10 protein-coding genes and 1 pseudogene are annotated in these 13,769 nt (G+C 60.9%); 7 read left to right on the top strand and 4 right to left on the bottom strand.

Annotation, left to right across the window (positions count from 1 at the left end; translation table 11 throughout):
• The 6 genes and pseudogenes from ACYYKW_RS20485 to ACYYKW_RS20510 form a co-directional block, all read left to right on the top strand.
• Positions 1 to 205: pseudogene (locus ACYYKW_RS20485) on the top strand (hypothetical protein); the annotation flags it as partial.
• Entirely contained in the window at positions 202 to 801 is a 600-nt protein-coding gene (locus tag ACYYKW_RS20490; RefSeq protein WP_464990985.1) for an SAM-dependent methyltransferase, read from the top strand. The pseudogene ACYYKW_RS20485 and the gene ACYYKW_RS20490, both read left to right, overlap by 4 nt.
• Entirely contained in the window at positions 798 to 1,484 is a 687-nt protein-coding gene (locus ACYYKW_RS20495) for a glycosyltransferase family 2 protein (protein ID WP_464990986.1), read from the top strand. The genes ACYYKW_RS20490 and ACYYKW_RS20495 overlap by 4 nt, the downstream gene beginning before the upstream one ends.
• Positions 1,485 to 1,635: 151 nt before the next feature.
• Positions 1,636 to 2,394, top strand: coding sequence for a PIG-L deacetylase family protein (locus tag ACYYKW_RS20500; protein ID WP_464990987.1), 759 nt, complete (start codon positions 1,636 to 1,638; stop codon positions 2,392 to 2,394).
• Between the two features lie 188 nt (positions 2,395 to 2,582).
• The gene (locus ACYYKW_RS20505; RefSeq protein ID WP_090283735.1) at positions 2,583 to 3,365 is read left to right on the top strand and encodes an endonuclease/exonuclease/phosphatase family protein; all 783 of its coding nucleotides are present in this window, start codon (positions 2,583 to 2,585) and stop codon (positions 3,363 to 3,365) included.
• Between the two features lie 388 nt (positions 3,366 to 3,753).
• Complete coding sequence (locus tag ACYYKW_RS20510) at positions 3,754 to 4,824, top strand: autotransporter domain-containing protein (protein WP_464990988.1); 1,071 nt, start codon at positions 3,754 to 3,756, stop codon at positions 4,822 to 4,824.
• Positions 4,825 to 4,947: 123 nt separating this feature from the next.
• Here ACYYKW_RS20510 and glgB read toward each other — a convergent pair whose 3' ends face one another.
• From glgB to ACYYKW_RS20525, 3 genes are all read right to left on the bottom strand, one after another.
• The gene (glgB, locus tag ACYYKW_RS20515) at positions 4,948 to 7,182 is read right to left on the bottom strand and encodes a 1,4-alpha-glucan branching protein GlgB (protein WP_464990989.1); all 2,235 of its coding nucleotides are present in this window, start codon (positions 7,180 to 7,182) and stop codon (positions 4,948 to 4,950) included.
• 2 nt (positions 7,183 to 7,184) lie between these two features.
• The gene (gene treS, locus ACYYKW_RS20520) at positions 7,185 to 10,526 is read right to left on the bottom strand and encodes a maltose alpha-D-glucosyltransferase (protein ID WP_464990990.1); all 3,342 of its coding nucleotides are present in this window, start codon (positions 10,524 to 10,526) and stop codon (positions 7,185 to 7,187) included.
• 160 nt (positions 10,527 to 10,686) lie between these two features.
• Entirely contained in the window at positions 10,687 to 12,684 is a 1,998-nt protein-coding gene (locus tag ACYYKW_RS20525) for an alpha-1,4-glucan--maltose-1-phosphate maltosyltransferase (protein ID WP_464990991.1), read from the bottom strand.
• 217 nt (positions 12,685 to 12,901) lie between these two features.
• Between ACYYKW_RS20525 and ACYYKW_RS20530 the strand changes: the two genes are divergently transcribed.
• Positions 12,902 to 13,060 carry a hypothetical protein gene (locus tag ACYYKW_RS20530; RefSeq protein ID WP_167359896.1) on the top strand — a complete coding sequence of 53 codons (159 nt, stop codon included), beginning with the start codon at positions 12,902 to 12,904 and terminating at the stop codon, positions 13,058 to 13,060.
• Positions 13,061 to 13,135: 75 nt separating this feature from the next.
• Here ACYYKW_RS20530 and ACYYKW_RS20535 read toward each other — a convergent pair whose 3' ends face one another.
• Entirely contained in the window at positions 13,136 to 13,648 is a 513-nt protein-coding gene (locus ACYYKW_RS20535; protein WP_090283745.1) for an MgtC/SapB family protein, read from the bottom strand.
• Positions 13,649 to 13,769: the final 121 nt, after the last annotated feature.

Consider the following 13,769-nt stretch of genomic DNA (forward strand, 5'->3'; position numbering starts at 1 on the left):
CAAATCCTCTGATCGGTTCGAACCCTCGGCGTTTTCCACCGTCACAGGCCATATGGGCCCAGAACAAGGAAAACAGCCCAAACGCCACGCCGCCCATGCGTTCGCCAGCCAACTGGAAGGCGACCGCGATGCAGGACTGGCGCCGGTGTTGGCGCCGTATGTCCTTGAACGTTTGTTGCAGCCTTTCGAAGTGGTGTTCCTTTGAGTGTCGAGGATCGCTATTTCGATGGTCTGTTTTCCGGTAACGACGACCCTTGGGCATTCCGCCAACGCTGGTACGAACAGCGCAAACGCGCGATCACCCTCGCCGCCCTGCCGCGTCCGCATTATCGGGCGATCTTCGAACCGGGTTGCGCCAACGGCGAACTGAGCGCCGAGCTGGCCAGCCGTTGCAGCCGTCTGGTGTGCTGCGACACTGCCGCCGCCGCGGTGAAACTGGCGCAGACCCGCTTGAGCCTGTTCGACCACGTCGAAGTGCGGCAGAACCGCCTCCCCGGGCACTGGCCGGAGGAAAAATTCGACCTGATTGTATTTAGCGAAATCGGCTACTACCTCGACCGCGAGGATCTGACAGAGGTGATCCGCCACATCGGCCATTCCCTGACCGCCGACGGCCAATTACTGGCCTGCCACTGGCGTCCGCCGATCGAGGGCTGCCCGCTGAATGCACGGCAGGTCCACGATCAGATTCATGAACAACTGGCATTGCCGCGTCTGGTGCTGCATCAGGAAGCGGATTTCATTCTTGAGGTGTGGAGTCGCGAGCCACGTTCGGTGGCGGCGCTGGAGGGTTTGCGTTGATTGGTATCGTGATTCCGGCACACAACGAAGAGGCGCTGCTCGATGAGTGCCTGCGCGCCGCATTGCGCGCCAGTCAACATGCGCAACTGTCCGGCGAGGAAGTGCAAGTGCTGGTGGTGCTCGACAGCTGCACTGATCGCTCGGCGCAGATTGTCAGTCAATACCCGGTGATGTGCTTGCCGATAGATGCCAGCAACGTTGGCGAAGCGCGCGCCGTCGGCGCCTGGTGGTTGCTGGAGCGTGGCGCACGCTGGATCGCCTGCACCGACGCCGACAGCCGCGTCGCCGACGATTGGCTGGTCGCTCAGCTCGGCCTGCAGGCTGACGCGGTGTGCGGCACGGTGACCATTGAGCACTGGCCCGATTCGGTGGATGAAGCGGCGCAGATCCGCTATCACCGCCACTATCAGGCACGTGAGGGCCACCGGCATATCCATGGCGCCAACCTGGGTGTCAGCGCGGCGGCTTATATCTCTGCCGGCGGCTTCAAACCCTTGGCTTGCGACGAAGACGTGCAACTGGTGCGCGCCCTGGAACGCTCGGGTGCGCACATCGCCTGGAGCCATCGCCCACGGGTACACACCAGCGCCCGCCTCGACAGCCGCGCCCGCGGCGGATTCGGCGACTATTTGCGCAATCTGACACAGTCTGGCGAAAAAAATACGGATCAGATTGATCTGTGACGCGACGAATCCCGTGTCTTGAGCAATACTCTGCATCGCGGTAACCCAAGGGTCGGAGCACCGCACAGTTGCAACCCATTTTGCCATCAGCGTTCACGGTCAGCGTTTGTGACCGATGACGCTGGGCATGCCACACAAGGACGTCGCACCGATGAAACCGTTCATCCTCAATGAAAGCAATCTGCCGGCGCAAATCTGGAATTCGGCCGTGCAGCTCGACAGCATTCCCGTCATCAATACCCTCGCTCTGGTCCCGCCCGGCGCTCGCGCCGTGTTGATCGCCCCGCATCCCGGTGATGAGGTGGTGACGTGCGGCGGTCTTCTGCAACTGCTCGCCAACCTCGGCCATCCGCTGCAATTGCTCTCGATCACCGATGGCAGCGCCAGCCACCCCGGCTCGCGGCAATGGTCGGAAAAACGCCTGAGCGTGTTTCGCCCGCAGGAAAGCGTCGAAGCCCTGCGCCGCCTCGGCCTGCCGATGCACAGCCTGAAATGGGTGCGCGGCGGTTTCACCGACAATGCGCTGCGAGTGCAGGAAGCGCAGGTCTGCGAGTTCATCAATCGGTACCTGCGCCCCGGCGATGTGGTGTTCAGTACCTGGCGCAACGATGGCAACGATGACCATGAAGCGGTCGGCCGTGCCAGCGCCAAAGCCGCAGAACAGGTCGGCGCCCGCTACCACGATGTGCCGGTCTGGGCCTGGCACTGGCCGGAGCGCGAACAGCAACAGATCCCTTGGGAGCGCGCACGCAAAGTGCGCCTCGACACCTGGACCGTCGCGCGCAAAAGCCACGCCACCCACGCCTACGCCAGCCAGCTCAACGGCGAACCGGCCATTGGCATCGCGCCGCTGTTGCCACCGGTGATCCTGGAGCGGATGCGCTTGCCCTATGAAATTGTCTTCGTCTGACCGCCACAATCCCCTGTAGGAGTGAGCCTGCTCGCGATAGCGGTCTATCAATTGACGCATCTATTGCCTGACCCACCGCTATCGCAAGCAGGCTCACTCCTACAGAGGGGTTGTGGTCAGATCAGACGGAACTGCCACCCCTCCCCATCAGTCGCATGAACAAGCGTGCGTAATTTCGAGGAGTGAACGTGTCCAGCGAACCCGAGCGTCAGCGTGTCGACGCACCCGTCATTCATCGCCTGCGCGTGTTGACGGTCAATACCCACAAGGGCTTCACCGCACTGAATCGCCGCTTCATCCTGCCCGAGCTGCGCGAAGCGGTGCGCAGTACGGCGGCCGACCTGGTGTTCCTGCAGGAAGTGGTCGGTGAACATGAACGGCATTCGAGCCGCTACAACGAATGGCCACAAACCTCGCAGTACGAATTTCTCGCCGATAGCATGTGGAGCGATTTTGCCTACGGACGCAACGCCGTGTACCCCGACGGCCATCACGGCAATGCCCTGCTGTCGAAATACCCGATCCGCGAATACCGCAACCTCGATGTGTCGATCACCGGCCCCGAACGGCGTGGCTTGCTGCATTGCATACTCGATGTGCCGGGGCACGCCGAAGTGCATGCCATCTGCGTGCATTTGAGTCTGCTCGAAAGCCACCGGCAATTGCAGTTGAAGCTGCTTTGCCAGCTACTGGAATCGCTGCCTGACGATGCCCCGGTCATCATCGCCGGCGACTTCAACGACTGGCAGTTGCAAGGCAACGTCGCCCTTGCCCGGCGGGACTATCTGCACGAGGCATTCGAGCGTCATCATGGCCGCCCGGCCAAGACCTATCCGGCACGATTCCCATTGCTGCGACTGGACCGGATCTACCTGCGCAATGCCAGCAGCCATGACCCGCAAATCCTCGGCAACAAACCGTGGACGCATCTTTCCGATCATTTGCCGCTGGCAGTGGAAGTGCATCTGTAGACGCAATTTTGACAGTGCCTTGCTTGGCGCCGAGGTCGGTGGCGCCACTGTTGGCGCATGGGCGACTACCTTCCGTCGGGGGACTGAGCAGCTCTGCCTAGCTGTTGCGCAGGCGATTCCTCGCACAAACAACCACTTAGTAATACGCATAAAAACAAAGATTTGGCGGAGCCGTTTTGCCATTACCGCCCATCGTCCAATTTCTTGACGCAGCGCCATCACTCTTCTTATCTCTACCTTACTACCCCGGAAAATCAACCGGGACGAACCTCCGGCCACTCGCAAAAGCGAGCGGTCACGGCTCGCCCCGCTCCATTCGGTCGCCCCTCGTTCGGGGTAGGAGAGGCGCCACATCGAGATGCCGCATGCGCCTGCAAGGTAGACCGCCATGAAAACTTCACTCACCCCACAAGAGATCAGATTCACTTTCTGCACCGTGTCGAGCTCGATCCTGTTGTGCTCGTCCATGGAGGCCAAGGCCGAGCCAGCGGTGGATGCCACCCGCATCTGGTATCGCGCGGATGTGCCGGTGATGACCCTCCCCGTCACAGTGATTACCCCTGACCCGCAGCAACTCGGCCCACGGCGTGATCCAATCGGCTCACGGCTGATCAGTGAAGATCTCGCACCGTCAACCTGGGATGAGTTGTACGGGCGCAGTGCGCGGCAAGCGCAAACCGATGTGTTGTCGTCCAGCTACGCAATGCCCGGCAGCGGCGAGAGCAAAGGGCCGGCGCTGCTGACCCTGCAAAGCCACAACGGCTATACGCAAACCATCGGTGTCATCGGTGGCGATAATCAGATCCGCGCCAGTCGCAACGGCCCGCTGACCAGCCGCGCCCTCGCCGACCCTGGCACTGACACCCTGAATCTGCAAGGCCAAAGCCTGGGTGCCTATTACAGCCTGACCGGCGCTCAGGGCTGGCACGTCGACCTGTCCGCCAGCGCCGGACGTGTCAGTGGTTTCAGTCGCAGCCCGCAAGGCGCACGCCAGGCCAGTGAAGGCAGCGCGATGACCTTCTCGGTCGAAGGTGGTTTTCCCATCGGGCTGAGCGAAAACTGGGTGGTGGAGCCGCAGGCGCAATTGATCAATCAACGCATCAGCCTCGACACGCCTTATGCAGGTTCCGGCAACACCTCGTCCAGTGACCTGACGGCGTGGAGCGGTCGCGTCGGCGCGCGATTGAAGGGCAGTTACGATTTGAACGGTTTGCCGGTGGAACCCTACGTGCGCACCAACCTCTGGCACACCGTCTACACCGGCAGCACGGTAACGCTGGATCAGGTCGACAAGATCAGCAGCAGCCGCAAGTCATCGACCGTGGATTTAGGCCTCGGACTGGTGGCACGCATGAGTCCCACGGTGAGCCTGTATGTCAGCGCGGATTACAGCAGCGACGTCGATGACAATGATTTGAATGGGTTGATCGGCAGCCTGGGTGTGCGGATGCGTTGGTGATTTCAGCTTCCCCGTAGCCCCTGTGGGAGCTGGCTTGCCAGCGATGGCGGCGTGTCAGTCACTGTTAATGCTGAAGTGCCGGACTCATCGCGGGCAAGCCCGCTCCCACAGGGTCTGGGTGTTTTACTGACCCTCCGGCTTGAGAATCAACACGGCCAGCGGCGGCAGGTTCAACTCCAGCGACAGCGCCTGACCATGGCTTGGCACCTCTTCGGTCTGCGCCCCGCCGCCGTTGCCATAGTTAGAACCGGCATAGGTCTCGGCGTCGCTGTTGAGCAGTTCTTTCCAGCGGCCGGCAAACGGCACACCGACACGATAGGACTGGCGCGGCACCGGCGTGAAGTTGGCCACCACCAGCACCGGCTCGCCCTCCTTGCTCCAGCGCAACCAGGCGTAAACGCTGTTGATCGCATCGTCGCCGATCAACCACTGGAAGCCCTGCGGTGCGTCGTCCTGATCATGTAGCGCCGGTTCTTCGCGATACAACCGATTGAGGTCGCCGACCAACTTCTGCACGCCTTTGTGCTCGGAATATTGCAGCAGGTACCAGTCGAGTTGCTGATCGTGGTTCCACTCGCGCCACTGGCCGAACTCGCAGCCCATGAACAGCAACTTCTTGCCCGGGTGGGTCCACATGAAGCTCAGATAGGCGCGCAGGTTGGCGAATTTTTGCCAGCGGTCGCCGGGCATCTTGTCGATCAGCGAATGCTTGCCGTGCACCACTTCGTCGTGCGAAATCGGCAGGATGAAACGCTCGGACCAGGCGTAGACCAGACCGAAGCTCAGCTCGTTGTGATGGTGCGCGCGGTACACCGGATCCTGCTGGATGTAATGCAGCGAATCGTGCATCCAGCCCATGTTCCATTTGTAGGAAAAGCCGAGGCCGCCCTGCTGGGTGCTCTGGCTGACACCGGGCCATGCAGTGGACTCTTCGGCAATCACCAGCGCGCCCGGCGCTTCGAGTTCGACCACATCGTTCAGGTGGCGCAGGAAGTCGATCGCCTCAAGGTTCTCGCGTCCGCCGTGGCGGTTCGGCACCCATTCGCCAGCCTTGCGTGAATAGTCGCGATAGAGCATCGAAGCCACCGCGTCGACGCGCAAACCGTCGATATGGAAGTGCTTGAGCCAGTGCAACGCCGAAGCGAGCATGTAGCCGTGCACTTCGGTGCGGCCAAGGTTGTAGATCAGTGTGTCCCAGTCCTGATGGAAGCCTTCCAGCGGGTTGGCATATTCATACAGCGCGGTGCCGTCGAATTGCGCCAACCCGTGGGTATCGGTCGGGAAATGCGCCGGCACCCAGTCGAGGATCACACCGATGTCGGCCTGATGGCAGGCATTGACGAACGCGGCGAACTGATCAGGCGTGCCATATCGCGCGCTCGGCGCGAACTGCGAAAGCAGTTGGTAACCCCACGAACCGCCGAATGGATGCTCCATGATCGGCATCAATTCGATGTGAGTGAAACCGAGTTCTTTCACGTACGGAATAAGTCGATCGGCCAACTCCGGCCAGCTGTACTGGCGCGCTACTTCGCCGAGATCGTCCAGCTCGCATTGCCACGAACCGGCGTGCAATTCGTAGATCGATAGCGGTTTGGCACGTTGCTGGCGCTCGTGGCGGCTGCTCATCCAGTCCTGATCCTGCCAGTCGATCTGCAACGGCGAGGCGACTTTCGAGGCGGTGTCCGGCGGCAGGCTGGTAGCCAGCGCCATCGGATCGGCCTTGAGCGGCAAAATGCCGTGCGCGCCAAGAATTTCGTATTTGTACAACTCACCCGCTTGCATACGCGGAATGAACAGTTCCCACACCCCGGACGGATGGCGCAAGCGCATCGGATGGCGACGACCGTCCCAGACGTTGAAATCACCGACCACCGAGACCCGCCGGGCATTCGGCGCCCATACGGCGAAGCGCACGCCATCGACGCCGTCGACGGTTTTCAGCTGCGCACCGAGGCAGGCACTGAGGTCACGGTGATTGCCTTCGGCGAACAGGTACAAGTCCATCTCACCGAGCAACTGACCAAAGCTGTAAGGATCTTCGGCGACCTGCTCGCCACCCGCCCAGCGTGTGCGCAGCAGGTAAGAACGCGCCTGGGCAAAGTGGCCGACAAACAGCCCGGGCGTTTCGGTCATTTCCAGCGGGCCGAGTTCTTCGCCGCTGTCCTTGTCCACCACAGCCACACTCAGCGCGCCGGGCAGATAGGCGCGGATGAATTGCCCGCCAGCGCCATCGCCGTGCGGACCGAGAATGGAAAAAGGATCGTGATGTTCAGCACGCACCAAGGCATCGATATCTTTTGCCGAGGGCAGCAAGGCCTCTTTGACCTGACCCTGTTCCTTGTTCGAGAAACTCATGACTACTCTCCACCAAGATCGGAAAAGGGTTTAAGCCCCGTCAATAACCCATACAAACCGTGCAATGGCACGGGCAGCCACGTGGGGCGATTCAAGGCTTCATAGGCCACTTCATAGGCTGCCTTCTCCAGGCCGAACAGCGCCAGCGCGGCGTCGGCACCTGCAGGATCCTGCCAGGCATGATCAAGGTTAGCCGCCGCCTGGCGGTATGCCTGAACAAATGCCTCGCGGGCTTCGCGCAGATAGCGCTCGGCGACGCGTTTGCGCGCGGCATCGGCTTCGGCGCTGTTATCGACGTTGTGCACGTTGATGGTCATCGCCGCCGCGTAATCGAAGGAGCGCAACACCCCGCTGACGTCCTTGTACGGACTGTGTTTGCCACGGCGTTCACTCAATGGCCGCGCCGGTTCACCCTCGAAATCGATCAGGTAGGCATCGCCCTTGATCACCAGAACCTGCCCAAGGTGCAAATCGCCGTGGACGCGAATGCGCAGCCCGCCAGTGGCTTTTTTCGCCAGATCCTGCACATGGGCGAGGATGGTTTTCTTGTCGTCGATCAAGCGCTTGACCAGTTTCTGATCGGCGGCGCTGAGTTCGCCCTGATGCTGCTTGAGCAGGGTCAGCGCGCGCTCCACTTGCGCGGCCACGTCCTTGCCGGTCGCCTGCATGTCCTTGGCCGACGCCACTTGCGGTGCGAAATCGGCATTGTCGGTCGGCGCGGCGAGCACCTGATGCATCTCGCCCAGACGCTGGCCGAGCATGCCGGCAAAATCCTTCAACTCGCCAAGGGCGTTGTAATGTTGCTCCTGCTCGGAGACGGCATCTGCCAGCTCGTCGCGCAAGGCCCGTTCGAGGTTGTTCTGCGTCCACTCCCACGCATCGCCCTGATTGCTCAGATAACCTTGGGCAATCATCAGCAGGTTGTCTTCGCCTGCGCCATCGCGGCGAATCACCGAACCCAGCAGCGGAGAGATATTGGCAAATCCGGCCTCGGTCAGGTAAGCGCTCATCTCCAGTTCCGGGTGTACGCCAGAAGCGACTTTACGTATCAGCTTAAGCACCAGGCTGTTGCCGATCACCACCGAGCTGTTTGACTGCTCGGCCGACAGATAACGCACTTCCGACTCCGCGCCAAGGCCAAGTTTTTCCAGATGCGGTGTCGAGGCAAAGCGGATTTCACCCTCGGCCGACTCCAGCACCGTGTCGTTCTGCATGCCTTGCAGCACTGCGCGCACGAACGCCTCAAGGCTGAACGCATCGGTGATCAGACCGACCTGTCGCACGCGTCTTACACGCGACAGCGCCAATTGCTGCGGCAATGCCGGGCCGACCTGGTCCTCTGCGATGAAGCCGAACGGCAACTGATAGCGATGGGTCTGGCCGCCAGCAGTGACTTCGATTTCGCTGAGCAGCACCGGATGCTGGGCATCGCCGAAACGCACGCCGTAAGCCAGATGGACCTTCTCGATGGCCGCATCCTTGCCGGCGAACCAGCGGCGGTTCTGCAGCCAGCTCGGCAGGATGCTTTGCTCCAGCGTCGTGCGCGACGGCGCTTCGAGCAGTTCTTCCATGCGTTTTTTCAGTACCAGCGTGGTGAAGTCGGGCAGGCTCTGCGCCGGCTCGACGTGCCAGCTCGGCATCTGGTTTTCTGCGGCCAGACCGAACCAATAGAAGCCATACGGCGCCAGGGTCAGGAGGAAATTCAACTGACCGATCGGTGGGAACGCGTTACCACCGAGCATTTCCACCGGGACCATGCCGGCGTAAGCCGAGAGATCCAGCTCCACCGCCTGCGCACTGCGCGATACGTTGGCCACACACAGAATGATCTCGTGCTTGCCGTCGACATCGGTGTACTCACGGATATACGCCAGCACGCGACGATTGTTCGGCGAGAGCATCTTCAACGTGCCCCGACCAAACGCCTTGGACTGTTTGCGCACAGCGAGCAGGCGGCGCGTCCAGTTCAGCAGCGAATGCGGATCGCCGGACTGGGTTTCGACGTTGACCGATTGATACCCGTAGAGCGGGTCCATGATCGGCGGCAGTACCAGACTCGCCGGGTCGGCACGGGAAAAGCCGCCGTTGCGGTCGATCGACCACTGCATGGGGGTGCGCACGCCATCGCGGTCGCCCAGATAGATGTTGTCGCCCATGCCGATCTCGTCGCCGTAATACAGAGTCGGCGTGCCGGGCATCGACAGCAACAGGCTGTTGAGCAATTCGATGCGGCGGCGATCACGTTCCATCAACGGCGCCAGACGGCGGCGGATACCAAGGTTGATCCGCGCGCGACGGTCAGCGGCGTAGTAGTTCCACAGGTAATCGCGCTCTTTGTCGGTGACCATTTCCAGGGTCAGCTCATCGTGGTTGCGCAGGAAAATCGCCCATTGGCAGTTGGCAGGAATTTCCGGGGTCTGGCGAAGAATATCGGTGATCGGGAAGCGATCTTCCTGTGCCAGCGCCATGTACATGCGTGGCATCAGCGGGAAGTGAAAAGCCATGTGGCATTCGTCGCCATTGATCCCGGCAGCATCGGTGTCGCCGAAGTACAGCTGCGTGTCTTCCGGCCATTGATTGGCCTCGGCGAGCAGCATGCGGTCAGGGTAATTGGCGTCGATCTCGGCGCGGATCTGCTTGAGGACGTCGTGGGTTTCCGGCAGGTTTTCATTGTTGGTGCCGTCACGCTCGATCAGATACGGAATCGCGTCCAGACGCAGGCCATCGATACCCATGTCCAGCCAGTAGCGCATCACTGACAGCACCGCTTTCATGACTTGCGGATTATCGAAATTCAGGTCCGGCTGGTGTGAATAGAAGCGGTGCCAGAAGTACTGGCCAGCGACCGGGTCCCAGGTCCAGTTGGATTTTTCGGTGTCGAGGAAGATGATCCGCGTGCCGTCGTATTTCTGGTCGTCATCCGACCACACGTAGAAATCCCGCGCCGCTGAGCCGGGTTTGGCCTTGCGTGCCCGTTGAAACCACGGATGCTGGTCCGAGGTGTGGTTGATGACCAGCTCGGTAATGACGCGCAAGCCACGCTTGTGCGCCTCGGCAATAAAGCGCCGCGCATCGGCCATGGTCCCGTAGTCGCTGTGCACGCCGCGGTATTCGGCGATGTCGTAGCCGTCATCGCGACGTGGCGAAGGATAGAACGGCAAAAGCCAGATGGTGTTGACGCCGAGGTCGGCAATGTAATCGAGTTTGGCGATCAAGCCGGGAAAGTCGCCGATTCCGTCATTGTTGGAGTCGTAAAACGATTTGACGTGAACCTGATAGATCACCGCATCCTTGTACCAGAGCGGGTCTTTGATGAAGGCGGCTGCCTTGGGTTTCTTCGCCATGTGAAACTCCTGTTGAATACTTGAAGACAACCTGCTTTTCAAAGCAATGAGGTCATTGTGGGAGCTGGCTTGCCAGCGATTGCGGTGGAACAGCACCGAAAATGCTGGCTGACCCAACGTCATCGCTGGCGAGCCAGCTCCCACAGGAAAATCGCCAGCCTTACGTAGCGCTGATTCGCCAGATCCCGAACGGCTGGTACGCCGGATCAATGCGCATGAACTGGTATTTGCCATGCCAGTCCCAGCGGTGGCCGTTCATCAAGTCTTCGCCGTGTGTCGTGGCATCGTCTGGCAGACCCATTTCCCACAGCGGCAGTTCAAAATTCGCTTCCTGGACGTTATGCGGATCAAGGCTGACCGCCACCAGAATGAAATTGCTGCCATCCGCGCTGCGCTTGCCGAAGTACAGAATGTTGTCGTTCCAGGCGTTGTAGATCTTCAGGCCCAGATGCGTGTGCAGCGCCGGGTTCTGCCGGCGGATGCGGTTGAGCTGGGCGATCTCGGCAATGATGTTGCCCGGCGCGGTAAAGTCGCGGACGCGGATCTCGTACTTCTCCGAATCCAGATACTCCTCTTTGCCCGGCACTGGCGCCGATTCGCACAGTTCAAAGCCCGAATACATGCCCCACAGGCCAGAGCCCATGGTCGCCAGCGCCGCCCGAATGAGAAAGCCGGGACGCCCGGAGTCATGCAGGAACGCCGGGTTGATGTCCGGCGTATTGACGAAGAAATTCGGCCGGTAGCATTCACGCCACGGCGACTGGTTCAGTTCGGTGAAATACTCGGCCAGCTCGGCCTTGGTGTTGCGCCAGGTGAAATAGGTGTAGCTCTGCGTGTAACCGACCTTGCCCAGACGCGCCATCATTGCCGGGGCGGTGAAAGCTTCAGCAAGGAAGATCACCTCCGGGTACAGCGCGCGCACGTCGGCGATCAGCCATTGCCAGAACGGCAGCGGTTTGGTGTGCGGGTTGTCGACGCGAAAGATCTTCACACCCTCCTCGACCCAGCCGACGACGATGTCGCGCAACTCCACCCACAGACTCGGAATCGCATCCGGTGCGTAGAAATCGACGTTGACGATGTCCTGATATTTCTTCGGCGGGTTCTCGGCATATTTGATCGTGCCGTCCGGGCGCCAGTTGAACCAGCCCGGATGCTGCTTGAGCCACGGATGATCCTGCGAACACTGGATGGCGAAATCGAGAGCGATCTCCAGCCCGTGTTCAGCAGCCGCCGCCACCAATCGGCGGAAGTCTTCGCGGGTGCCAAGTTGCGAGTGAATCGCTTCGTGGCCGCCCTCCTCGCTGCCGATCGCATACGGGCTGCCGGGATCGTCCGGGCCGGCGGTCAGCGAATTGTTGCGGCCCTTGCGATGCGCGCGACCGATGGGATGGATCGGCGTGAAGTACAGCACGTCGAAACCCATGTCCTGAATCATCGGCAAGCGTGAATGCACATCGTTGAACGTGCCGTGGCGCTTGGGATTGTCGGTGATCGAGCGCGGAAACAGCTCGTACCAACTGGCGAACTCGGCCAGTTCACGTTCAACGTCTACGGGGAATTCGGGACTGATGCTCAGGTAGGCGCGGTGATCGGCCTGGGCCATCAACTCTGCACTGCGTGAGTGCAGGAACAACGCGACCTGCTCGGTTTCGAGCAGCCCGGACAATTGGTGGTGCAGCGCTGCCAAGTCTTCGCTGAGCTGACCTTCGCTGCGTTCGGCGGCCTGTTGCACCATGCTGCGGCCTTCCTGCAATTCCAGCGAGACCGGCACGGCGGCGCTGTGTTTCTTCTCCAGTTCATATTGAAAACTGGCGAAATGATCGATCCACGCTTCGATGCAATAAACGTAGCGGCCCTGCTCCTGCGGGCGGAACTGGCCTCGCCAGCCGTTATTGCCCTGATCGGACATGACCTCGGTCTGCCATTCCTCGGCGCCTGCTTCGCGCCAGCGGATGCGCACCGCGAGTTTGTCGTGGCCATCGGCGAAGACCTTGCTGGTGACGACTATGTCGCGCCCGGCGATCGACTTGACCGCGAACTGGCCGCCGTCGAGGGTCGGCATGGTGTTTTCAATAACGATACGCGGCAGCAGCAACGCCTGCGCCAGCGGCATGTGCGGGTTGTAGCCGAGTTCGGAAGGTTGTTCAGCAGTCATTGAGCATCTCTCCTTCTACGCCCCAAGGACGCTCTTGTGCCTGATCACTGTTCGCGACAGGGCAGCCGCCCCGTGTTGAACTCACTTAGGTTCCGAGCGACCGCCGCGGATAAAAGTTCAGATGAAATTACTGCGCCGCGACGGCGGATCGAATTGATCGCAAGGTGGTCAACCCACTTAAGCACGTCTCACGCCATGTGCCACACGGAGGTTCTCAATGACTATCCCGATCCCGGCGGAAACGCCGGACCCGAACATCGACAAACCGACCCTGCCGGAAACCGAACCGCCAGCGGTGCCCGAGCAGGAACCGCCGGGTACCACACCGCCGCCGAAAGAAGAACCGCCATCGACGATGCCCCCCGTAATCGTCTGATTTTTGTACCCGATCGTTCCCACGCTCCGCGTGGGAACGATCACCGTGGCAGCGAATCACCGTGGCAGCGATCAGTCAGAGGTGGTCATTCTTGTCGACGTCCTTTTCAAACACCCGCACCACATGAGGCATCACGCTGAAGATCGCCAGCGCCAGAATGGTACTCAGCAGCGCTGTCGCCTCCTTGCCCAGCCCCACCGCCACGCCGATCGCCGCCGTCATCCACAACCCCGCCGCCGTGGTCAGGCCTTTGACGTGGGCCTCGTCGCCCTGCTGATTCTTCAGAATGGTCCCGGCCCCCAGAAAGCCGATCCCGGCGATCACGCCTTGCAACACCCGACTCATGGCATCGGATTCCGCGCCTGAGGTTTGCGGCACCAGCACAAACAACGCGGCGCCCAGCGCCACCAGCATGTGCGTACGCACGCCAGCGGCCTTGCCCTTGTGCTCGCGCTCGAAGCCAAGAATGCCGCCGAGCACCGCTGCCATCACCAGGCGTACGGTGATGCGGGTGATTTGCGATGCATCGGCGACGTCGGCAAATTCCGCTTGCAGGGTTTGCCACACCTCGTCCCACCAGTCGTCCATCGTTCAGTCTCTTGTTATGGCTTGATAAACGATGGACAACGGCGACCATTAATCGGTTGCGCAGAACCAACCGCAACGCTTGCGCCCTAATCCACAAGACCCTCATGGAAAAAGGACAGCG

This window comes from Pseudomonas sp. 15C, assembly GCF_055484735.1.

Excerpts from the sequence above, each read along its gene's own strand:
- ACYYKW_RS20500 (WP_464990987.1), top strand. The coding sequence starts at position 1,636 with ATGAAACCGTTCATCCTCAATGAAAGCAATCTGCCGGCGCAAATCTGG.
- ACYYKW_RS20510 (WP_464990988.1), top strand. The coding sequence starts at position 3,754 with ATGAAAACTTCACTCACCCCACAAGAGATCAGATTCACTTTCTGCACC.
- glgB (WP_464990989.1), bottom strand. The coding sequence starts at position 7,182 with ATGAGTTTCTCGAACAAGGAACAGGGTCAGGTCAAAGAGGCCTTGCTG.
- treS (WP_464990990.1), bottom strand. The coding sequence starts at position 10,526 with ATGGCGAAGAAACCCAAGGCAGCCGCCTTCATCAAAGACCCGCTCTGG.
- ACYYKW_RS20525 (WP_464990991.1), bottom strand. The coding sequence starts at position 12,684 with ATGACTGCTGAACAACCTTCCGAACTCGGCTACAACCCGCACATGCCG.
- ACYYKW_RS20530 (WP_167359896.1), top strand. The coding sequence starts at position 12,902 with ATGACTATCCCGATCCCGGCGGAAACGCCGGACCCGAACATCGACAAA.
- ACYYKW_RS20535 (WP_090283745.1), bottom strand. The coding sequence starts at position 13,648 with ATGGACGACTGGTGGGACGAGGTGTGGCAAACCCTGCAAGCGGAATTT.